Raw genomic sequence first — 22,300 nt, forward strand, 5'->3', positions numbered from 1 at the left:
TGATTTTCACTCCCCCGGTCGCGAGTCGCGCAGGTCGCGGGTTGCGAGCCTTGTAAGGTGGTATCCGTTAGGTAGTTTTTTGTCAAAACTTGGAATTACCACTACTTTTAGATTATCCGTACAATCTTTCAATCTGCACGAACAAGCCCGCGACTCGCGACAAAAGGGGCTGTGAAATAATAGCTCCATGAAAACGAAAGGGACTTTCGATTCTTGTGAATCGAAAGTCCTTTTTCGTGTTAGAATTTAACTGCTATGAAAAACCTAACTGTGTATTATGGTACTCCCAAACAGGGAATTTTACCAGCATTTTTTTCTGAGTGCCTGGATATCACAGATCCGGTTTTCACATTTGACAGATTTATGGAGGAAATCGATTTACGCAAATATCTGAGCAAACTTCCTGCTCATGAGTTGGGAAGAATCAGATATAATCCCATCAATATGTTGAAAACGGTTCTGTTCGGGTTTATGGATGAAGGATGCATCTCTCTCAGAAAGCTGGAAGACAATTGCAAAGTCAATATCCGCTATAAATACCTTATGGACGGTAAACACCCGTCCTATCGGACTTTCGGATATTTCATCAATACTGTCCTGATGAATCAAGCTGAATCGCTCTTTTATGAAATTACCCAAGAAATCATCACCAAAGAGCATGTGGACCTGGACCACCTCTATATCGATGGCTCCAAATTCGAAGCCAATGCCAACAAGTACTCCTGGGTCTGGAAAAAAGGTACGGAGAAATCGAGATTCCGGCTGTTTGCCAAAATCTCAGCACTCCTGGAAGAAATCAACGAGATGCTGAGCTGTGGTGGACTGAAAGCCGAAATCAATTCAGAATATGCTCCTGAATATCTGGAGCTCATCCTGAGCAAACTTCACGAAATCTGGGAACTGGACGAGGAAAGATTTGCCCATGGCAAAGGACACCATAAGAGTCCGGAACAGCGGAATTACGAAAAACTAAAAGTGTATCTGCAGAAACTTAAGGAATATGGAAAGAAATTGAGTATCTGTGGAGAGAATCGTAATAGCTATTCTAAAACGGATCATTCAGCTACGTTTATGCGGATTAAGAGAGACTACATGGGAAACGACCAGCTGCTGCCGGCATATAACGTCCAAGTTGGCATAGCTGATGAATACATAGCAGTCCTTGACGTAAACCAGTACAGATCAGATATGGACTGCTTCGTTCCCCTTCTGGAAAAGTTTTATGAGCACCATAGGATCTATCCGAAATATCCAGTAGCTGACGCAGGGGATGGTTCATTCAATAACTATCTGTACTGCAGCGAACATGGGATGGAAGCCTGTATGAAATTCTCCATGTTCTTCAAAGAAACGACGGATAAGAAGTATCACGAGGACCCATTCCGTGCGGTTAATTTCAAGACGACGGTTGATGGAGCGTTGCTCTGTCCCAATGGAAAGAAGTTCAAATTCGTCTACAGGAAAAACATTCAAGGCAACCAATATGGCCGTCAGGAAGAAATCTATGAATGTGAGGACTGCAATGGCTGTCCTTATGCAGAACGTTGCAAGAAAACACCTCATAACAGACGGATCAGCCTGAATCGTGAACTTACAAAGGTCTATGCTGACGTCATCGGACGATTGACAGATATCCGCGGATTTCTGCTGAGAAGGAACCGTGCTATCCAGGCAGAAGGTACTTTCGGAGTGATGAAGAACGATCGGGAATATGACCGGATTGTCTGAAGAGGCATGGATTCAGTGAAAATGGAAGTTTTTCTGGTTTCTATTGGCTTCAACCTGTACAAATACCATAGGAAGCAGCAGGTACATATGGATATGGCAGCTTAATTTTAAAAAGCTGAGTTTTGGGGGAAAGGGGGAAGTATACCCTTTTTCTCTTGCTTTTTACTGCCAGGAGTAAAAAGAGACAACAAAAAAGGAGCTGTGAAGAAATGAATCCTCATTTCTTCACAGCCCCTTATTTTCGTTTTCCGGGCCGGACAATGGGGAACTTGCAGCCTGTATTCATCAGGCTGCTGTGGAGGTAGCGGCCTTTTTGGCTGCCGCCTGCGGGAACTGCTCGGGCAGGAAGCGCAGCAGGGGCCGGTAGACCATGAGGAAGAGGCCGACTTCCATGGGATAGCAGAGGAGGTTCTTGATGAGGCGGCTCAGGAAGATGGCCGAGGCGGCTTTGTGGTAGAAGATGGTCAGCCAGAGCGTGTTGAGTCCCAAGTGGATGAAGACCATGACGAGGAAGAAGGGAATGCAGGCGCGCAACAGTGTGACGTGCCGGCGGTAGAAGAACCAACCGTAGATGTAGCCTGTGAGGAAGCCGGAGACGAGGAAGCCCGGGAAGAAGATGCTCGTGCCGAGCAGTGCCGTGCCGATGAAGTCGGCGGCCGCGGCGACGAGGCCGGCCTTCATGGGGCCGTACATCGCACCGTAGATGGCGATTGGCAGGAAGCCGAAGGTGATGCGCACGAAGATCGTCTGGATGGCAAAGACGTAGGAGAAGAGTACCGCCAGGGCCACGGAGACACCGGCGTAGACGAGTGGCTTGACAGAGAATCTGGACATGAAAAAAGACCTTCCTTTCCATTATCATACGCGTACTGTTGCGTACAGATGGGTCGCAGCGTTGCTGCAACAAGGAATGTCTTCCGTGCCTGCAGCAGCGGGATGCAATGCCTGCACCGCAGCCCAAAGGCTTTCGTCCGGCTATCAACTCCCCGTATACCCGGCACTTAACGCGCAAACACCTACTCTGCTTATTTTTTTGCATCGATAGCTGTAGTATAGCGCAGATTGTCCCGCTTGGCAACAGTAGCATCGACAGATGAGTTTTCATTTATCTAGATATATAAGAGCCGTCGACAAATACTGTGATGGTGTCGAAGGCTCTTTTGTGATGCACCCTTATAATTGAGAAATGAGATCAATTAGTGTAATTTTATAATGAATTTGTATAAAAGCAGGATTTTATAGATCAATATCGAATCAAGATCTAAGTAAAAGAATAAGATCGAGAGTAAGAGAGTAAGATCATTTGAATCAGAGTCAATCTTGGTAGCTACTTCATAGGAGAGGAAGTACTTCAAAGTAGTCCATTGATTGCAGGAGGAGGGGATAGATGATGTCATACGAAGATGTCTTGCGGGGACTATTCCTAGACGATGCAACTCCGTCGGGCAGACTGGAGCCAGATCAGATTCGGTCGACGATAGCACAGACTCCTGTATCAGAGATTGTATACTTCTTGCAAAAGCATCAGGATGAATTATCTGATGTCAGTGCCAAAAATATTCCACAATTTAGTAATATCGATGAGGTAGACAAGGTATTGTCAATCATCATTGACTCTGGGCTAGATAAAGTTGATTTTTTATTAATCGGCTCCTATCTTAAACAAGATAGGGCAAAAGATATGGCATATCGTAAATATGGAGAGAATCATTATAAACTCTGTGCTCAGCTTGGGTTTGTACTTAATCCGCCGCAATTTCAGGCTACGAGAAATGGATATGCTTATCATAGAGAAAATGATAAAGCATTAAAAATGATATGGTTTGCCAAAATGATACTACATGTACCAATTGTTCAACAAGCTATTTTTAAAGTGATGAAGGATGATACACCTTTTTCAATACGAGAATATATGGGTGTTTTTTTATCTAAAAGTACGGTTATTCGTCGATTGTCAAATATGAAGAAATTATTTCAGATTTTAAATGAATATAGTGACGAAATAGCACGTGTATGGATTACACGAATCAATTTTTGAGGGAAGAAAAATGGAGTATTCAAAATTATCATATCCAGATATGCTTATAAAATCGAGTTATGATACAATTCAAGATGATTTACTTGTAGATTTCTATATTCCTGTCTTGGAACATGCTAAACGTTATGACCGTATCTCAGGCTTTTTCTCGTCGACTTCTTTAGCTATAGCAGCTCGTGGAATAGCAGGATTAATCCGAAATAAAGGGAAAATGCGTCTCTTGACTTGTCAGAAACTTAGTAAAGATGATATAAATGAAATTCAAAAATATGTACGTCATGCTGATAGTTTAATTGGAGAAAAAATGATCAGTGAGATGGATGATGTTGAAGATACATTTAAAAGAGATCACGTTGTTGCGCTAGGATATATGTTACAACAGGGGTACCTCGAGATGAAAATTGCTGTTCTTTATGATGCAGATACAGAGAGCAGAAGAGTCGGTTCATTAAAGAATGCTATACTACATCAAAAAATCGGTATCCTATATGATTCCAATTTTCATGGTATTTCATTTAGTGGTTCAAACAATGAAAGTGCAACTGGTTGGCTTGAGAATATTGAGGAATTTAAAACATTCAAAAGTTGGAAGGAGGGGCAAAAGGAATATTTCATGGAAGATCGTAACCGTTTCGAACGTCTATGGAATTTAGAAAATGACAAACATACCGGAATGTACGTTATGGATTTGCCTAATGCAGTCAAACAGCATTTTTTAGAAATATCGAATGATTTCAGATTGGATAATATATCCACAAGGGAATATTTAAAGCAAAATAAACAAACATTTTTGATCAAAGAAGGAAATAGTAAAAAAGAACAGCTTTCACTTTATTATTATCAAAAGTGCGCTGTTAATCAGTGGATCGAAAATGGTCATAAACTAATGTTGCAAATGGCTACGGGTACAGGTAAAACACGAACAGCTTTCGGCTGTATGGAATGTGCATGCCGTGATATAGAGTCTGGACTGATAATTGTCGTTGCAACGCCGCAAATTACATTGACGCGCCAATGGATAAAAGACATGGAAAAGCTTCAGTTAGATATCGATGAATACATTGAGGTCGACGGAACGATTCATGATTGGCGTATCAATATGAGAAAAAGTCTACAACGTGTTTATATAGGCCAATACAATCATTTTGTAATTTTTACAACTCATGATACGGCTTCAAACGAAGATTTTATTGATATTTTACAGGCATATGGCCCAGGGTTTACTATCTTCTTCATTGGTGATGAAGTACATGGAATGGGAGCTAATAAAACACGAAATGCATTGCAACCTAAATACAAATATCGCTTAGGATTGAGCGCTACACCAAAACGATGGTTTGATGATGAGGGCAGTCATCTGTTAGAAGAGTATTTTGGAAATAAATCATTCAATTTTGGGCTACGTGAAGCATTAGAAAGTGTCAACCCAAGAACTAATCTTCCTTTTTTAGCTAATTACTATTATTATCCGTGCTTTATTTCCCTGACATATGACGAATTAGAAAAATATAGAGAGTTATCACAAAAAATATCTCGCTTATCGCATAATAAGGATTCTGACCTAAATGAATTGCGAACACGCTTTTTGATGAGACGAGCAGAAATTCTTAAAAATGCAGAAAACAAATACCAGAAACTGCATGATATTTTAGGAAAACTTGGTCCAAGTATTCAGGATACAATAATTTTTGTATCCCCACAACAAATTGATAAAGTTATGATGATTTTACGAGAGCACAACATCTTAGCGCATCGTATCACGGAAAAAGAGTCACAGCATAAATCTAATAAATATAGTGGATTATCTGAGAGGGAATATATCATCAAACAGTTTGAAACAGGATCATATCAAGTTATTGTAGCAATTAAATGTATGGACGAAGGAATTGACATTCCATCTGCACGTTGCGGAATTATTATGGCGAGTAGTACAAACCCTCGAGAGTATGTGCAACGTATTGGTAGGATTATACGCCAAGATGGGCATAAGAGCTTTGCAACACTATATGATATGGTTGTTGAGCCAGGACATGATATTATACAAGATGAAGATTTGAAAAAAATCGAAAAGAGAGTTTATGAAAAGGAGATGACACGAATAAGCGATTTATCAGAAGAAGCAATAAATAGGGCACAAGTAGTTTGTGAAGTCTATCAGCATCGATGAAAGAAGATGAAATAATGAGCGTGACAATAAATAAAAATATTACAGATAAGATAGCTAAAAAAACAACAGAAGATAAAATGATGAAAAAATTTCTCTTGGAAATTTTACAAATAGAAGCTGAGCATAAACAGTTTAAAAAGAATTACCTACCAAAGATTGAAAAATATGCACGTGAATATAAGGGGAAATTGTAATGCGTATTAATTATCTTCAATTAAAGAATTTTCGTCAATATAAAGACATGAAAATCGAATTTAAGAAAAATGATAAAGGTGACCTTCATATTTTTATTGCTAATAATGGCTCAGGAAAAACTAATATCATGAATGCAATAAGTTGGTGCCTATATCAAAGAGATCTTGATGGACATCAGAGAAAAGATAAATTACCTGATTTTAATCTAAGGGCTGCAAAAGAAGCTGAAGAGGCAGGTGAAGATCACATCGATATTTCAGTAGAAGTTCAGATTGAAAGCTGTGGCGAAGTTTATACAATTACACGGATGCAGCACGTTGTTTTACCAAGTGAATTTGCTCAGAAGCCATCTCTTAAAATTATTTATCAAAAAAAAGGAGAAACCAAGATTATTGAAGGTGATAACCAGCAAAAGGAAGCAGATGAAATAATACAGGATATTCTCCCTCAAGCAATTTCTCAATACTCATTTTTTGATGGCGAAACATTGCAGAACTATTTTAACGATAATAAGAATAGCAGTGTAAAAGATGCCATCAATAAAATGGCACAGATTAATGTCGTAAAAGATGCAGAAAATCATTTAGATAATTTAATTAAAGATAAAGAGATAGCTGCTTCAAAATTAGACCCAGACATTGATTATTATAAGAAAAAATTAGACAAAGACATTGAATCGAAAAATCAGTATGATACAATAATAAGTGAGCTTTTAAATAACATATCTTTTGCGGAGAAAAGAAAACGAGAACTTGATCAAGCAATTGCTGGAAATGAACATATTAGTGATATAGATGCAGAGAAAAAACGTACTGAAAATATACTTGAAGATTTAAAAGTTGATGCACAGAAATTCACTGATGAATTGAACGCTTTTTTCCGTAAATCATATATTGAGCTTGCCTTAAAAGATACATTACAGGAAGTAAATAGATATATTAATGAAAAAAGTGAATACCTTCCTGTAAAAGGATTTTCTCAAGAAATGCTGGAAAGATGTCTTGATGATGATGAGTGTCAGTTATGTCACTCTCATTTAACAAAACAAGCTCAAAATATAATTCAACAATTACTGCGACGATATGAACTAGCTCCAGTAGGTACACAGACACTTCTTAAGATTCAACCTCAAATAGAATCTATGTGTCATGATATTAACTTATATTCAGAAAAAGAAAGAGAATTTAATCAAAAGGATATTGATTACGACAAAAAAATTAATAGTCTAGAGGACCAAAAAGCAGAATTAGAGAGTCGTTTAAATCAGGTATCAAATGTTGAAGATATTGAGGCATGGATAAAAGAACGTCGTTTGCATGAAGATAGTATCAAGCATGATAGCGAAAAGAAAGGAGAATATGTTGCACAATTAAACGAGTTAAGAAAAAGTATTGAAAAAGATCAAAAGGATTTAGAAACAGCCGAGAAGGCTAATATTCAGCAAAACACCTTGTACAGTGAACTTAATTTTATGCGTAGAGCAAGAAATGTATTAGGAGATGTCGAGAGGGAAATTGTCGGTGAAATTCGTGACAAAACAACAGCTGAAACAAAAAAATACTTTGACGAACTAGCATATAAGACGCAGACGTTTGGCAATATTTCAATCGATGAGAATTATCAATTAACAGTCTATCATAAACAGACAGATCCAAATGGTAAAATGCGGTCTATGCTCGGAAGCTTAAGTGCAGCAGAAAAGGAATTACTGGCATTAGCATTTACTTTAGCAATCTTGAAGGTGTCTGGATATGACTCCATGCTTGTCATTGATACACCAGTTGGTCGTGTTGATGACAATAATCGTAGAAATTTTGCACATTGCCTTGTCGAGGTAAGTAAGAAAAAACAATTGATTTTGTTCTTTACAAAAACGGAATATGATAGCGAAATTGCTCAAGAATTCGACCCAGTAGCAGCTACAAATAAAAGAATCCAGATGTCATCGAACGAAGAAGAGAGTTTATTGGAGGACTAACGATGAGTAATGATGCTTTTACAGATAAAAATAGTGGACGTATCCCATTATGTGTTGAAGAAGATATAAATCAATTTTTTGATGATCTTGATAAGGTTGCCTTCTTTTCGAAAGTACGGAGATTAGACCTGTTTATATTAGCTGTAGCAATTGGTTATCGTCAAAAAGAAAGGACACCACTTAAAAATTCCCATGGAATTATCCGTGCAGAATATATTCTTGATAATTCCGATGCTTTAGCGATTATTCAGGCAATACATATAGATGAATTACGAAAGAATGCTCAAGAGGATAAAATTGATGACCTTTCTGAAGCGTATCGAATTGCAAACGAATATGCGAATACAGGATTTCATCGCTTAAAAGAAGAACTTGAGTCATCTGCTTTTGATTCAGAATCAATACAGCTTTCTTTTCGTGCAGCTTGCAAAGAAATGTCCATGAAATAAAAGAGCGGCCATTAGGCCGCTCTTTTACTTGATATCAAATCTTAAGGATTAAATTGATCCCAACGTATATCGTAATACTTTTTTGCAATTTCTGGCCAGTCATGCTCAAATTCGCGCATGTAGCGAACTGTAGAACTGTGTTCGCCATTGGCTAGACAATATTCACGATAGCTTTTTTTCTTGAAGAAGGAAGGCTGGTTGCACCAACGTGCTAGATTAATGTAGGTACCACGATACTTACTGTTCTTGTAAAGCTCATGACGCATGATGTAGGGGAGTGCACGGTGTTTCATCAAGACCGTAATTCGCATGAAGGCGCTTTCGATATCATTTTGATCCTGTGAATCCCATCCTACTAAGACATACAACTTTGGTATCTTATCGTTATGACGTCGCCAGCAATCTAATCCTTTTTCAATAGAGGGACGCTCCTCTGGATGATCAAAAGCAAAGATATAATCACCGTAGTAATGAGCTTCGTTGAGCACTTTTGCTTTTTCGTCAGTCATCAAACGGATGTCCATGCCCTGACGAAATTGGAAACGCTTGCCAGTTTCAGCAAGTTCTTCGAAGACCTGCCGCCAGTTACCGTCCGGATGATTTGGATCATGGGTATATGCTAAGATATTATCATCCCAAAGATAAATCATCTTGCGCGTAGGATCAAGCCATTCTGATATATGAGAATGAAAACGAACGCCGCAGCTATTTTCATTCACACAGAATTTACAATGACGGAAACAACCTCTCGTGGCAAAACCAATGCTGAAATCAAGATAATCCTTGTATTTAATTGGCTTGATTCCGCGTGTGATTTCTTTTTCTACATACCGATCATATAAGTGATAATCTGGCATATGATGCTCAATCACATTGGGTAAAGTTCTGATAACACCCCGCCTCTCAATGGTTTCTGCGGGCAGATTACTGCCGCCTGGAGGGAAGGCAATAAAACTATCAGGGAAGCCTGTTCCACCATAGCTGACATTGTGAAGATCAAGAACACCTTCTGGAATTCTAGTGAAGTCGAATACCTTAGCAATAAAAATATGATCATATTCTTTTGCGTGATATAATAAGTCTTCCCAGCTGTCAATTAGTAAAACCGTGTCTCCCTGAGCGCGATACCATCCAGCTAGTTTCAGGCAAACAAGATTGGGGTGCCTAGTGCCGTTATCCAATAAATCGGCATCAACGATACCTATTATCTTCTTCATGACTCTAAAACACCTTTCATTATAATATTATTGTTTTATTATAGATCATATTCATAGGTCGGTCAAGATCATTATAATGTTCCAACTATCGGAATATTGTGCTTTTCACAGACTATACAACATATTGTCACCTGCTCGTGTCTGTAGTACAATGATGCCGACGGAGTGTTTGTTCTGTCATATAGTCGTATACGTGTAGATGATAGGTTTTGTATAAGGGGGCGTTCTTATGGATAAGGAACGGAAGGTAGAGGCTCCGCAGCCGCATACGCAGCTGACGCATGCGATTGGGACGGACCGGGCGATCATCATGGGGGACCCGGCGCGGGTCGATGCGATTGCGAAGCTCATGGACGATCCGCAGCCGTGGGCGTTCAACCGCGAGTACAAGTCGGTCGTCGGCACGTACCGCGGTCAGCGCATCCTGGCGATGTCGACGGGCATCGGGGCGCCGTCGGCCGGCATCGGTGTTGAAGAGCTTCACAATGTCGGCGTGAAGTACGTCATCCGCGTGGGCTCGGCCGGTGCGATGCAAAAGGACATCGCGCTCGGCCGACTCGTGATTGCTGAGGGGGTCGTGCGCGATGACGGCCTCTCGCGCAAGTATGTGCCGGAGATCTATCCAGCTGTACCATCGTACCGCCTCTTGCACCTCGCGCACCGCTATGCGCCGGAAGCAGTCTACGGCATCGTGCGCTCGCACGACGGCTTCTATGTCGACGACAACGCCGAAGTCGAAACTTTCTGGTCGAAGAAGGGCATCAAGGCTGATGACATGGAGTCGGGCATCCTCATGGTCATCGGCAGGCTGCGCGGCATGGAGACGCTGTCCATCCTCAACAATGTCGTGCTCTACCAGGGCGACCTCGCGGAGGGCGTCAACAGCCTCGTCAACAGTGCGGATCTCGTGGCGAAGGGGGAGCGCGACTCGCTCCTGACGGCGCTCAATATCCTGTCCGATGAAGAAATGGAGAAATGACATGACACAGCACAATTGGTTCTACAGCCAGCTCTTCACGAACTGGAAGCGCTTCGAGGTCATCTACGTGACCATCCTGATCCTCCTGCAGCTCGCAGTCTTTGCCATCGTGCCGGACAGCCCGATTGGCATGATCTCTGGTGTCGCAGGTGTCATCTGCCTCGTCTACGGCATGAAGGGGCGCAAGATCTCGTTCATCTTCGGCTTCATCCAGTGCGTCGCGATGACGTACGTCGCATGGATCAGCCATGCGTACGGCTCGTTTGCGATGGACATCGTCTACGTCATCTCGCAGCCGATCGGCTGGTACCTCTGGGGACGCCAGCAGGCGACGCATTCGTTCCAGCCGGGCACGCGCAAGAAGGTCTTTTTCGGCGCGTTCCTCGCCTGGGCTGTCGGCTGGTGGGTGCTCGCCGGCGTCGGCGGCCAGCTGCCGTACTTCGACTCGATCAACTTCGTCATCAGCTTCATCGCGCAGGTCCTCTATGTGCTCAAGTATAACGAGAACTGGTCGCTCTGGATCTTCGTCAACATCGCGAACTTCGTCTACTGGTCAATCCTGTCGGTCCAGATGATGATGGGCGACAACACGATCGGCACGCTCGGCGCGAACCTCTCGCAGGTCGCTCTGCAGGCGGCACTTCTCTTTAACGCTGTCTACGCGCAGAAAGTCTGGAACAGCGGCGAAGCCGACAATGAAGGCGGCGCGGCGTGAGATGCCTGTCCGGCCTGACAAAAAGACATCCTTCGCCTTTGGGATGTCTTTTTTTGTGCATGCGCTTTTGTAACTCTGTAACATCTTTTTTGCGCACAGAAAAGGCTTTGGGAAAGTTTTGGCGAACGTATAAAAATGTAACGTAGAATTACCGTATATGCTTTTATCGATAGAAAGGAGCGTTTTTTCATGAAGATTGCAGTGGTCAATTCCTTTATGAATGATGCACATCGCGAGAAGATATCGGCTGCGGCGGCGCAGCACCATATGGAGGTCGCGTACTACAAGACGAACGATGGGGCGCTGCCGCATCTTTCCGATGTCGACATCATCTACGCGGCGGCGACTGGCGGCGGCTCGAAGCTCGCGGAGGCGGCGCCGCATCTCAAGTGGTTCTGCAGTGTGTCAGCCGGTGTCGACCCGGTACTCAAGCCGGGCGTGCTGCCGGAGGGCTGCCTGCTGTCGAATTCATCGGGTGCGTACGGTGTGACGATTGCGGAGCACCTCGTCATGGTGACGCTGATGCTCTTGCGCCGCTATCCGGAGTATGCGGAGATCATCCGCCGCCACGAGTGGAAGAACAACCTGCCGCTGCGCTCCATCAAGGACAGCCGCGTGACGATCGTCGGCACGGGCGATATCGGTACGCGCTACGCAGAGCGCATCCAGTCGTTCCAGCCGGCCGCCATCGTCGGCGTCAGCCGCACGGGCCGCAAGCGCAGCCCGGTCTACGATGAGGCCGTCAAGCAGGAGGAGCTCGAGGCGTATCTGCCGAAGACGGACATCCTCGTGCTCTGCCTGCCGGGCACGAAGGAGACGACAAACATGATCTCGCGCGAGCGCCTGGCCATGCTGCCGGATGACGCTTTCGTCATCAATGTCGGCCGCGGCAACTCAATCGATCAGGCGGCGCTCGTCGAGGCGCTCAACACGGGTCACCTCGCCGGCGCAGCGCTCGATGTCATGGCCAAGGAGCCGATTCCGGAGGGAGACCCGCTCTGGACGGCGAAGAACGTCATCCTGACGCCGCACTGCTCGGGCAAGATGACGCTGGCGTACACGCGCGACAAGTCGGTCGCGATGTTCTGCGAGGACCTCGAGCACTTCGTCAAGCAGGAGCCGCTCGAGCACGCGGTCAAGCGCGAACTTGGCTATTGATAGAGCGCACTTCCTTCTATTGTATATCGCATCTGGTGGAAGAGCTGCTGTGCAGTGGCACAGCGGCTCTTTTTTCTGCTTTTTGCGGGATACGTTTTGCATCCCCATCATTAAGATGATATAATTGATACCGTATATCCGAATGCCCAGAACACTTCTAGTAAAAAAGCGCGGCCGCAGGGCCGCGACATCAAAGGGGTTGGCTTCATTGACGCAAACACAGTTTGATAAACGCAATATCACGATGATGATGGACTTCTACGAACTGACCATGGCCAATGGTTACTTCGAGGACCACGACAAGGACGTCCAGGTGGCGTTCGATGTCTTCTACCGCCAGAATCCGGATGAGGGTGGCTTTGCCATTTTCGCTGGGCTCGAGCAGGTCATCGAGTATGTGGAGAACATGACGTTCACGGACGAGGATGTCGAGTACTTCCGCCAGCAGCACATGTTCTCGGAGAAGTTCCTCGCTTATCTCAAGGATTTCCGCTTCAAGGGTGATATCTACGCGCTGCCGGAGGGCACGGTCATGTATCCGAATGAGCCGATCCTGACGGTCGTCGCACCGCTCATTGACGCGCAGCTCGTGGAGACGGCCATCCTCGCGCAGATCAACCACCAGTCGCTGATCGCGACGAAGGCGCGCCGCATCTGCAAGGCAGCAGCGGGCCGCGCCGTCTCGGACTTCGGTGCGCGCCGCGCCCACAATATGGATGCGGCGACGTACGGCGCGCGCGCTGCCTACATCGGCGGCGTCGTCGGCACGGCGACGTGCTCGGCCGGCAAGATGTTCGGCATCCCGATCTCGGGCACGATGGCGCACAGCTGGGTCATGTTCTATGGCGACGAGTACGAGGCCTTCAAAAAGTACGCGGTGACGTATCCGGATGCGACGATCCTGCTCGTCGACACGTACGATGTCATCCACTCGGGCATCCCGAATGCCATCCGCATCGCGCATGAGGTGCTTGAGCCGATGGGCAAGCGCCTCATGGGCATCCGCATCGACTCGGGCGATCTCGCGTACCTCTCGAAGCGCGTACGCAAGATGCTCGACGAGGCGGGCCTGCCGGACTGCAAGATTGTCGTCTCGAACAGCCTCGATGAGTTCACCGTCTCGTCGCTCTTGACACAGCAGGGCGCCTGCATCGATGCTTTCGGCATCGGCGAGCGCCTGATCACGGCAAAGTCGGAGCCGGTCTTCGGCGCCGTCTACAAGCTCGCAGCAGTCGGGGAGAACGACCACTTCGCGCCGCGCATCAAGGTCTCGGAGAACGTCGAGAAGATCACGAACCCGGGCCTCAAGGACCTCTACCGTGTCTACGACGAGAACGGCCACGCTGTCGCGGACCTCATCGCCAAGTGCGGCGAGCAGATTGACGGCACGCAGCCGCTGCGCTACATCGACCCGCAGAAACCGTGGAAGAACCGCTCGTTTGAACACTGCACGTTCAAGAATCTCCGCAAGTGCTACGTCCGCCAGGGCAAGCGCACGGAGGAGCTGCCGAAACTCGACGCGATCCGCGACTACGTCAAGAACCAGCTCGACCACGAGATCTGGGAGGAGGAGCAGCGCTTCGAGAATCCGCACCGCCATTACCTCGATATGACGCCGGACTACTACGAGCTCAAGATGGACCTCTTGACGAAGACGCGCCGCGCACACGGCTGACGGCGGGAGGACTTGTGATGATCAAAGGAACGACAAAGAATCTCGGCGTCATGGGCTGGCCGATTGCCCACTCGCTCTCGCCGGTGCTGCAGAATGCGGCCATCGAAAAGGCGGGGCTCGACTACGTCTACATCTCGCTGCCCGTGCCGCCCGATAAGCTCAAGGAGGCGGTGGCGGGACTCAGGGCCATGCAGTTTGCCGGCTGGAACGTCACGATCCCGCACAAGCAGGCCATCATGGCGGAGCTCGACGCTGTCGATGAGGACGCCCGCATCATCGGGGCGGTCAACACGGTTGTCAATCGGGATGGCCACCTGACTGGCTATAACACAGACTGCATCGGCTTCATGCAGCCGCTCGCGCAGCACGGCTTCTCGCCGAAAGGCAGGGAAGTGACGCTGCTGGGCGCCGGCGGCGCAGCGAGAGCCGTCATCTGGGGCCTCCTGCGTGCCAAGGCAGGGCGCATCACGCTCGGCGTGCGCAACCCCGCCAAGGCGGCGCGCCTCGCTGAAGAGTTCTCTGCGTACGGAGAGATTCAGGTCCTTCACTGGGAGGACGGTGCCTTCGCGGACCATCTCGCGGTGACGGACCTGCTCGTCAACACGACGCCGCTCGGCATGTACCCGCACGTCGAGGGCATGCCGCCCGTGAACTGGGCGAAGCTCAAGAAGGCGGCACTCGTCTACGACATCATCTACACACCGGCGCGCACGCGCTTTCTCTCTGAGGCGCAGGAGCATGGCCACGCCATCATCAACGGCGAGGGCATGCTGGCCGGCCAGGGCGCGGCTGCCTTTGCACTCTGGACAGGCGTGACGCCGGACCTTGCGCTGATGAAACACGCTCTGCGCGAGGAGCTTGCCGCACGCCAGGGCTGATGAAACATCTAAATTGAAAGTTGAGGTTTTTATTTGACTGCAATCACATATGAGCTCGTCAAGAAGGACGAGCGCACGGGAGCGCGCGCGGGCATCATCCATACGCCGCACGGCAGTTTCCCGACACCAATCTTCATGCCGGTCGGCACGCAGGCATCCGTCAAGGGCGTCTCGCCGGACGAGCTGCGCGATCTCGGCGCAGGCATCATCTTGTCGAACACGTACCACCTCTTCCTGCGGCCGGGCATGGATCTCATCCGCGAGGCCGGCGGCCTGCACAAGTTCATGCACTGGGACGGCGCGATCCTGACGGACAGCGGCGGGTTTCAGGTCTTCAGCCTCGGCGATCTGCGCAAGATCACGGAGGAGGGCGTGACGTTCCGCTCGCACATCGACGGCTCGAAGAAGTTCCTCTCGCCGGAGGTCTCGATGGAGGTCCAGATGGCACTCGGCTCGGACATCGTCATGGCGTTCGATGAATGTGTGCCGTATCCGGCCGACTACAACTACGCGAAGCAGTCGACGGAGCGCACGATCCGCTGGCTCCAGCGCTGCAAGGAGGCGATGACAGCTCCGAACCAGGGCCTCTTCGGCATCGTGCAGGGCGGTATGCACAAGGAGCTGCGCGAGTGGAGTGCCCGCGAGACGACGGCGATGGACCTGCCGGGCTACGCCGTCGGCGGCCTCTCTGTCGGCGAGCCGAAGGAGCTCATGTACGAGATGCTCGAGTACTCGACGTCTCTTCTGCCGCAGGACAAGCCGCGCTACCTCATGGGCGTCGGCACGCCGGACTGCCTCGTCGAGGGCGTGCAGCGCGGCATCGATATGTTCGACTGCGTCTACCCGACGCGTGTCGCGCGCAACGGCATGGCCATGACATGGACAGGCCGTCTCGTCATGAAGAACGCCCAGTTCACGCACGACCACACGGTCCTCGAAGAGGGCTGCGGCTGCTACGCCTGCCGCAATGGCTACACGCGCGCCTACATCCGCCATCTCGTTCGCGCGAACGAGATCTTCGGCCTGCGCCTCTTGTCGCTGCACAATCTCTACTTCCTGCAGGAATTCATGCGCCGCATGCGCCAGGCCATCCTCGATGACCGCTTCACGGAGTTCCGCAGTGATTTCTTCAACCATTATCAGATGCACGGCAAGCAGTGAGCCTGCCGCCATGACCGATATATGTCCACACATCATTTTTATCTGAAAAGGAGTTGTTCATTATGAGTCCAGAAGCACTTGGAACGTGGGGCCCGATCGTCGTCATGATCGCGATCTTCTACTTCCTGCTCTACCGTCCGCAGAAAAAGCAGCAGAACCGCCGCCGCGCCATGCTCGACAACCTCAAGAAGGGTGACCAGGTCATCACGATTGGCGGCATCTACGGCACAATCGTGGAGCTCGGCGACACGTCGCTGAAGCTCAAGATTGCCGACGGCGTCGTCATCGAGGTCGTGCGCTCGAGCGTCAATGCCAACGTCACGCAGCAGGAGGCTGCCTGATGACGCCGCGCGAGCTGCACGACGTGAAGCTCGCCGAGAAGAAGGCACTGCGCCAGAAGATGCTCGCTTTCCGCAAAGGGCTGACGAAAGAGCAGCACGAAGCGAAGAGCCGGGCCATCCTAGCGCGCCTCTACGATGAGCCGCGCTTCCAGCAGGCAAAGACCATCTTCGCTTACGCCTCGATGCCCGACGAAGTCCAGCTCTACGATCTGCTCGCCCATGCCCTCAGGGAGGGCAAGCGCGTCGGCCTGCCGCTCATCACGGGCAAGGGGCTCATGGAAGCCGTCAACCTGCCGTCGCTTGCGGCGCTCGTGCCGGGCAAGTTCGGCATCCTGACGGTCCGCAAAGAGGAGCAGAGCATCATCCCGGCAGACGAGGTCGACTTTGTCGTCGTGCCCGGTGCGGCATTCTCATCGGCGGGGGAGAGGCTCGGCCTCGGCGGCGGCTACTACGACCGCTACCTCATGGAGAAGGCGCCGCAGGCCTACCGCGCCGCACTGACCTTCGACGGCCAGGTCGTCGCGAGCGTCCCGATGGAAGCGCATGATGCGAAAGTCAATCTGATCCTGACGGAAACGCGTCGGATTGAACCAAATACATAGACCACGTAGAAAGGGTTGTGAAACGTTGAGAAAGAATAGTCTCATCAAACTCATTGTCTGCATCGTGGCAATCGTCGGCTTATTCCTTGCATTCGTCCAGCCTCTGGCCAATTCCATCCGCCAGGGCCTCGACCTGCAGGGCGGCACGCATGTCGTGCTCGAAGCTGAGGACACCGATGTAGCAAAAGTCAACGATGATGCGATGAACCGCGTCGTCACCATCATGGAGAAGCGCGTCAACGCGCTGGGCCTCACGGAGCCGATCATCCAGCGTGAGGGCGAGCGCCGCGTCATCATCGAGCTGCCGGGCGTCAAGGACCCGGATGCGGCCATCAAGACCATCGGCAAGACGGCCATGCTCGAGTTCAAGGACGAGGACGGCAATACGGTGCTGACCGGTACTGACCTCAAGGACGCGCAGGCCGCGACGAACCAGCAGAACGGCCAGAACGTCGTCAACCTTGAGTTCACCGATGAGGGCGCGAAGAAATTCGCAGACCTCACGACGAAGAACGTCGGCCGCACGATCGCCATCCTGCTCGACGGCGAGGTGCTGACGGCACCGAATGTCCGCGAGCCGATTCTCGGCGGCAAGGCTGAGATCTCGGGCCAGAAGACGCTTGAGGAGGCGCAGAACCTCGCCGTCGTCCTCCGCAGCGGCGCGCTGCCGGTCAAGGTCAACATCATCGAGACGCGCACCGTCGGCCCGACGCTCGGCCAGGATTCCAAGGATAAGTCGGAATTCGCCTTTGCCATCGGCCTCGGCGCTGTCCTCCTGTTCATGATCCTCTTCTACCGCATGTCGGGCTTCATCGCCGACATCGCGCTGATGGCCTACACGCTCATGCTGCTCGGTCTTCTCTACCTGCTCGATGCGACGCTGACGCTGCCGGGCGTTGCCGGTATCATCCTGTCCATCGGTATGGCCGTCGACGCGAACGTCCTGATCTTCGAGCACTTCAAGGAGGAGTACCAGATCCAGGGCAAGACGCTGCGCCTCTCGATGGAGTCGGGCTTCAAGCGCGCCTTCACGACGATCTTCGACTCGAACATCACGACGATCATCGCAGCGGCCGTCCTGTTCTTCCTCGGCACGGGCACGATCCGCGGCTTCGCCATCACGCTGGGCCTCGGCACGGTGCTCTCGATGTTCACGGCCATCACGCTGACGCACTACATGCTCAAGCTCATGGTCGATTCGAAGCTCTTCGAGAAGCCGGGTGCCTACGGTGTCACGGGCTTCATGCTCTGGAAAAAAGAGGATTTGCAAAAGGAGGATTTGAAGAAGAATGCTTAAATTCGATATAGCAGGTCATCGGAAAATCTGGTTCCTCATTTCCGCTTTGATCATCATCCCGGGCCTCATCTGCATGGCTGTACGCGGCTTCAACTTCGGCATCGACTTCACCGGCGGTACCATCATCGACCTCAAGTTCAATCAGCCGGTCAGCATCGCAGAAGTCCGCACGAGCCTCGCGAAGTACGACCTCGACGATGCGACCATCCAGCTCTCGGGCACCCAGTCGGACGTCAAGGAGTCGGAGAACGTCATGATCCGCACGCGCGATCTCGAGGAGGACCAGCGCAAGGAAGTCATGGCGACTATCAAGAGCGATGTCGGCGACTACAAGGTGCTGCGTGAGGAGAAAGTCGGCGCGACGATCGGCGGCGAGCTCATCACGAACGCTATCCTGGCCCTCGTCGTCTCGTGGGCACTGATCATCCTCTACGTCGCATACCGCTTCGAGCTGCGCTTCGGCATTGCCGCCGTCCTCGCGCTCATCCACGATATCCTCATCGTGCTCGCGGTCTTCTCGCTGACACAGCGCCAGATCGACTCCTCGTTCATCGCGGCGCTCCTGACGATCGTCGGTTACTCGATCAACGATACCATCGTCATCTTCGACCGCATCCGCGAGAACCTCAAGCTGCACTTCCGCCGCGGCGGCGACATCAACCAGCTCGTCGACCGCAGTATCTACCAGACGCTGACGCGCTCGCTCTACACGGTCTTCACCGTCCTCTTCACGACGGCCGCCCTCTATTTCTTCGGCGGCGACACGACGAAGGACTTCGCGTTCGCCCTGCTCGTCGGCTTCACCGTCGGCTGCTACTCGTCCATCTTCATCGCCAGCCCGCTCTGGGTCGTTTTCCGCAACTGGGGCGAGAAGAAAAAGCACCAGCCGAAACCAGAAGCTGCTGCATAATTGCATACAAGCTCTTGCAAGAGACTGCTGTCACGGCAGTCTCTTTTCTTTGTAATTCGCACGGTTGATTCGCTTTACATCGAGGAAAGGGGAGGGGGCTGTATTTCAGCTTCGTCGCGGCAGGGACGTGCAGCCTCAAGACAGATTGTCGTAGCAGGGAGGGAACCCTTCCGGTTTCGTCACTCTGTTAAATGGGGCGCATGGCACTTCATACCCCTGAAGTCCATTCGCCGCCTGCCACGGCGTTCCTACATCCGTGTCCCAGCAAGTGCGTGGTGCGCCCCATCCCTGCGGGCAATCACGCCGTTCCTGCAAGCGGAAGGGTTCCCTCCCCGCTCAGATACGCCGCGGAATCTCGCCGCACGAAAGCTCGGTGCGCATCCGCAGGTATGAGCTCTGGCCGGGGGGATGTATTTCACCTGCAGGAGCGCAGTGACCACCCGAAGGGCTGGCCCCCAGACGTTCTTTTTAGGTACGACGATGTCAGAACGCCGCGTCAGGCGGCGAAGCAACTTGAGAGGGCGTTGCAGCATGGGGGACATTTAACGGAGCGACGAAGCTGAAATACATCCCCCCGGCCCTTTGCCAATAGTTTCTCGATTAAAGAATGTTGGTACGGTGTATCTTATAAATTTTAGTTGTCATGTTTTTGCTTTTCCTGTATGATAGAGAGAAACATTGTAAACTATGATATAATAGAGGCAACGTAAATCACGTAAATAGATACGGGAAATAAAGAGGGATAGAAGTTGTATAAGAAGTGGAAATTGTATGAGCCGGTGCCAGAGCTTCAGGCGTTTGCGCGCAAGATCGGCCGGGACACGACGGTGGCGGCTCTTTTGTGGCACCGCGGCATCCGCACGCGCGAAGAGGCAAAACTCTTCCTGCATCCGGAGCAGCTGCCTTTTTGCGATCCCTTCCAGATGCGCGACATGGACAAGGCTGTCGCGCGCATCATGCGCGCTCTGGAGCATGGCGAGCACATCACGGTCTACGGCGACTACGACGTCGACGGCATGACGGCGACATCGCTCTTGACGCGGACGCTGCGCAAGGTTGGGGCGAGGGTCGACTTTTACATCCCGGACCGCATGACAGAGGGCTATGGCCTCAACCGCAAGGCGCTCGAGGCGATTGCCGAGCACTCGGACCTCTTGATCACGGTCGACTGCGGCATCGCGTCGGTCGCGGATGTCGCAGCGGTACAGGGGGCGGCCCACCTCGACATCATCATCACGGACCATCATCTGCCAGGCAGTGCGCTGCCGCCCGCCTGTGCAGTGCTCAACCCGCACCGCGCGGACTGCCCGTATCCCGACAAGGATCTCGCCGGTGTCGGCGTGGCTTTCAAGCTCTGCCAGGCTCTCGACGCGAAGCGCCGGGGCGCAGAGTGGGACGGTCAGTCTGTCTTTCTTGATGACCTCGAGCTCGTAGCACTCGGCACGGTGGCAGACATCGTGCCGCTGCGCGGGGAGAACCGCCGCATTGTCAAGCAGGGCATGGCCCGCATGGAGGCGACTTCGCTGCCGGGCATCGCAGCGCTCGTCGAGGTCGCGGGCCTCAAGGACAAGAAGATCACGGCCGGCCATCTGGGCTTCCTGCTCGCGCCGCGACTCAACGCGGCCGGGCGCATCGAGTCGGCGAGGACGGGCGTCGCACTGCTGACGGCAGAGGACCGGCAGACCGCCGACAAGCTCGCGCTCGAGCTCGACATGCTCAACACGGAGCGCCGCGAGATCGAGCACAAGATCTGCGAGACGGCAGAAGAGGAGCTTTCCGGGCTCGACATGGCGGCGGAGAAGGCCATCGTCGTCGCGGGCAGGGGCTGGAATCCCGGCGTCATCGGCATCGCGGCCTCGCGGCTCGTCGACAAGTTCTACAAGCCGACCATCGTGCTCTCCATCCAGGAGGACGGTGTCTGCCGCGGCTCCTGCCGCAGCATCGAGGGGCTCAACATGTACGAGGCGCTCTCTGCCTGTAAGGAGCACTTGCTGCAGTTCGGCGGCCACGCGATGGCGGCTGGCCTCTCGCTGCGCGAAGAGGAGCTGCCTGCCTTCCGCGAGGCATTTGCCGCCTATGCGGGCGCACATCTCTCAGAAGAGGACTACGAGCCGAAAGTCTCGGTCGAGTTCGAGATGATGCCGGAGGAGCTGACACTCGACCTCGTCGAGGAGCTCTCGCTGCTCGAGCCGTACGGCATGGGCAACCCTAAGCCGTACTTCGGCTGCCGCAATGTGCGCGGCCGCGAGGCCATGGCCATCGGCCGCGATCAGAATCATCTGCGCTTCAAGCTCGGCACGGACGAAGCGCCCGTCACGAGCCTGATGTGGAATCGCGCCGATCTCGCGCCTTCTGTGAACCGCGAATCGCTCGACATCGTCTACGCACCGGCCATCAACGAGTGGAACGGCCGCCGCAGCCTGCAGTGCATGGTCGAGGACATGAGCCCGGCAGAGAGCGAGCGCGTCTTCCCCGACAAGGAGCTCCTGCGTGATGTCTACCGCTTCCTCTACGGGCTGCAGAAGATGCAGGGCAGCATCCCCTTTGAGACGGCAGCGCTTGCCGCGCGCTTCTGCCAGTCGTTCCATCATATTTCTCTCTATACGATGGGCGCGGCCTTGCGCATTTTCCAAGAATTGGGTATCCTAAGAGAGAATCTTGATGAAAATCACTATTATTTGCCACCCGTTCAGGGCAAGCAGGGAAAAATGGAACTGGAGGCGTCGCCGACGTATCGGCGCCGCAAGGTCATCTGACAGGGAAAGCAGGGACCTCGCATCGCGCGGCGAGTCTGCGCGATGACGCAAAGGAG

General features: G+C 50.9%; 19 protein-coding genes and 1 riboswitch. Of the genes, 17 read left to right on the forward strand and 2 right to left on the reverse strand.

Translation table 11 applies throughout. The annotated features are described in order from the left end of the window. The first annotated feature begins 255 nt into the window (after positions 1–255). A complete protein-coding gene (locus T518_RS02325) occupies positions 256–1,728 on the forward strand; it encodes a transposase (RefSeq protein ID WP_211248167.1) in 1,473 nt (490 codons plus the stop codon). Between the two features lie 285 nt (positions 1,729–2,013). Here the strand turns inward: T518_RS02325 and T518_RS02330 are convergent, their stop codons facing one another. After that, positions 2,014–2,562, reverse strand: coding sequence for a folate family ECF transporter S component (locus T518_RS02330; protein WP_036374623.1), 549 nt, complete (start codon positions 2,560–2,562; stop codon positions 2,014–2,016). Between the two features lie 93 nt (positions 2,563–2,655). Then, positions 2,656–2,754, reverse strand: a riboswitch (THF riboswitch). Between the two features lie 361 nt (positions 2,755–3,115). Between T518_RS02330 and T518_RS02335 the strand changes: the two genes are divergently transcribed. Genes T518_RS02335 through T518_RS02355 form a run of 5 tightly spaced genes read left to right on the forward strand, consistent with a single transcriptional unit; the run spans position 3,116 to position 8,555 of the window. Beyond that, complete coding sequence (locus T518_RS02335; RefSeq protein WP_036374626.1) at positions 3,116–3,766, forward strand: hypothetical protein; 651 nt, start codon at positions 3,116–3,118, stop codon at positions 3,764–3,766. Between the two features lie 10 nt (positions 3,767–3,776). Beyond that, entirely contained in the window at positions 3,777–5,933 is a 2,157-nt protein-coding gene (locus T518_RS02340; protein ID WP_081828386.1) for a DEAD/DEAH box helicase family protein, read from the forward strand. Next, positions 5,930–6,127, forward strand: coding sequence for a hypothetical protein (locus T518_RS02345; RefSeq protein ID WP_155948035.1), 198 nt, complete (start codon positions 5,930–5,932; stop codon positions 6,125–6,127). The genes T518_RS02340 and T518_RS02345 overlap by 4 nt, the downstream gene beginning before the upstream one ends. Next, positions 6,127–8,106: an AAA family ATPase gene (locus tag T518_RS02350; protein ID WP_036374629.1), complete on the forward strand. Its 1,980-nt coding sequence runs from the start codon at positions 6,127–6,129 to the stop codon at positions 8,104–8,106. Before T518_RS02345 ends, T518_RS02350 begins: the two co-directional genes overlap by 1 nt. Before the next feature lie 2 nt (positions 8,107–8,108). Continuing rightward, positions 8,109–8,555, forward strand: a complete 447-nt coding sequence (locus T518_RS02355) for a hypothetical protein (RefSeq protein WP_036374630.1) — start codon at positions 8,109–8,111, stop codon at positions 8,553–8,555. Positions 8,556–8,596: 41 nt separating this feature from the next. Here the strand turns inward: T518_RS02355 and T518_RS02360 are convergent, their stop codons facing one another. Next, complete coding sequence (locus T518_RS02360; RefSeq protein WP_036374631.1) at positions 8,597–9,772, reverse strand: radical SAM protein; 1,176 nt, start codon at positions 9,770–9,772, stop codon at positions 8,597–8,599. Positions 9,773–10,001: 229 nt separating this feature from the next. Here T518_RS02360 and T518_RS02365 point away from each other — a divergent pair, with 229 nt between their 5' ends. The 11 genes from T518_RS02365 (at position 10,002) to recJ (ending at position 22,244) form a co-directional block, all read left to right on the forward strand. Beyond that, positions 10,002–10,751: a nucleoside phosphorylase gene (locus T518_RS02365; RefSeq protein WP_036374632.1), complete on the forward strand. Its 750-nt coding sequence runs from the start codon at positions 10,002–10,004 to the stop codon at positions 10,749–10,751. 1 nt (position 10,752) lies between these two features. Continuing rightward, positions 10,753–11,466, forward strand: coding sequence for a nicotinamide riboside transporter PnuC (gene pnuC / locus T518_RS02370; RefSeq protein WP_036374633.1), 714 nt, complete (start codon positions 10,753–10,755; stop codon positions 11,464–11,466). Positions 11,467–11,655: 189 nt separating this feature from the next. Continuing rightward, the gene (locus T518_RS02375; protein WP_036374635.1) at positions 11,656–12,624 is read left to right on the forward strand and encodes a D-2-hydroxyacid dehydrogenase; all 969 of its coding nucleotides are present in this window, start codon (positions 11,656–11,658) and stop codon (positions 12,622–12,624) included. A 208-nt stretch (positions 12,625–12,832) separates the two neighbouring features. Further along, complete coding sequence (locus T518_RS02380) at positions 12,833–14,299, forward strand: nicotinate phosphoribosyltransferase (RefSeq protein WP_255240769.1); 1,467 nt, start codon at positions 12,833–12,835, stop codon at positions 14,297–14,299. A gap of 17 nt (positions 14,300–14,316) precedes the next feature. After that, entirely contained in the window at positions 14,317–15,177 is an 861-nt protein-coding gene (locus tag T518_RS02385) for a shikimate dehydrogenase (protein WP_036374640.1), read from the forward strand. A 33-nt stretch (positions 15,178–15,210) separates the two neighbouring features. Further along, positions 15,211–16,338, forward strand: a complete 1,128-nt coding sequence (tgt, locus tag T518_RS02390) for a tRNA guanosine(34) transglycosylase Tgt (protein WP_036374642.1) — start codon at positions 15,211–15,213, stop codon at positions 16,336–16,338. A 62-nt stretch (positions 16,339–16,400) separates the two neighbouring features. Then, on the forward strand, positions 16,401–16,679 hold the full coding sequence (gene yajC, locus T518_RS02395; protein WP_036374644.1) for a preprotein translocase subunit YajC: 279 nt from the start codon (positions 16,401–16,403) through the stop codon (positions 16,677–16,679). After that, on the forward strand, positions 16,679–17,281 hold the full coding sequence (locus tag T518_RS02400) for a 5-formyltetrahydrofolate cyclo-ligase (protein WP_036374645.1): 603 nt from the start codon (positions 16,679–16,681) through the stop codon (positions 17,279–17,281). The genes yajC and T518_RS02400 overlap by 1 nt, the downstream gene beginning before the upstream one ends. A 43-nt stretch (positions 17,282–17,324) precedes the next feature. Then, positions 17,325–18,578: a protein translocase subunit SecD gene (secD, locus tag T518_RS02405; protein ID WP_211248172.1), complete on the forward strand. Its 1,254-nt coding sequence runs from the start codon at positions 17,325–17,327 to the stop codon at positions 18,576–18,578. Then, positions 18,571–19,488, forward strand: a complete 918-nt coding sequence (secF, locus tag T518_RS02410) for a protein translocase subunit SecF (RefSeq protein WP_036374647.1) — start codon at positions 18,571–18,573, stop codon at positions 19,486–19,488. Before secD ends, secF begins: the two co-directional genes overlap by 8 nt. A 749-nt stretch (positions 19,489–20,237) precedes the next feature. Continuing rightward, positions 20,238–22,244: a single-stranded-DNA-specific exonuclease RecJ gene (gene recJ, locus T518_RS02415; protein ID WP_036374649.1), complete on the forward strand. Its 2,007-nt coding sequence runs from the start codon at positions 20,238–20,240 to the stop codon at positions 22,242–22,244. Positions 22,245–22,300 lie beyond the last annotated feature (56 nt).

The organism is Mitsuokella jalaludinii DSM 13811 (assembly GCF_000702905.1).
Taxonomy (GTDB): domain Bacteria; phylum Bacillota; class Negativicutes; order Selenomonadales; family Selenomonadaceae; genus Mitsuokella; species Mitsuokella jalaludinii.

Bases quoted from the DNA above. Each gene is read 5' to 3' on its own strand.
- T518_RS02325 (WP_211248167.1), top strand. From the start codon at position 256: ATGAAAAACCTAACTGTGTATTATGGTACTCCCAAACAGGGAATTTTA.
- T518_RS02330 (WP_036374623.1), bottom strand. From the start codon at position 2,562: ATGTCCAGATTCTCTGTCAAGCCACTCGTCTACGCCGGTGTCTCCGTG.
- T518_RS02335 (WP_036374626.1), top strand. From the start codon at position 3,116: ATGATGTCATACGAAGATGTCTTGCGGGGACTATTCCTAGACGATGCA.
- T518_RS02340 (WP_081828386.1), top strand. From the start codon at position 3,777: ATGGAGTATTCAAAATTATCATATCCAGATATGCTTATAAAATCGAGT.
- T518_RS02345 (WP_155948035.1), top strand. From the start codon at position 5,930: ATGAAAGAAGATGAAATAATGAGCGTGACAATAAATAAAAATATTACA.
- T518_RS02350 (WP_036374629.1), top strand. From the start codon at position 6,127: ATGCGTATTAATTATCTTCAATTAAAGAATTTTCGTCAATATAAAGAC.
- T518_RS02355 (WP_036374630.1), top strand. From the start codon at position 8,109: ATGAGTAATGATGCTTTTACAGATAAAAATAGTGGACGTATCCCATTA.
- T518_RS02360 (WP_036374631.1), bottom strand. From the start codon at position 9,772: ATGAAGAAGATAATAGGTATCGTTGATGCCGATTTATTGGATAACGGC.
- T518_RS02365 (WP_036374632.1), top strand. From the start codon at position 10,002: ATGGATAAGGAACGGAAGGTAGAGGCTCCGCAGCCGCATACGCAGCTG.
- pnuC (WP_036374633.1), top strand. From the start codon at position 10,753: ATGACACAGCACAATTGGTTCTACAGCCAGCTCTTCACGAACTGGAAG.
- T518_RS02375 (WP_036374635.1), top strand. From the start codon at position 11,656: ATGAAGATTGCAGTGGTCAATTCCTTTATGAATGATGCACATCGCGAG.
- T518_RS02385 (WP_036374640.1), top strand. From the start codon at position 14,317: ATGATCAAAGGAACGACAAAGAATCTCGGCGTCATGGGCTGGCCGATT.
- yajC (WP_036374644.1), top strand. From the start codon at position 16,401: ATGAGTCCAGAAGCACTTGGAACGTGGGGCCCGATCGTCGTCATGATC.
- T518_RS02400 (WP_036374645.1), top strand. From the start codon at position 16,679: ATGACGCCGCGCGAGCTGCACGACGTGAAGCTCGCCGAGAAGAAGGCA.
- secF (WP_036374647.1), top strand. From the start codon at position 18,571: ATGCTTAAATTCGATATAGCAGGTCATCGGAAAATCTGGTTCCTCATT.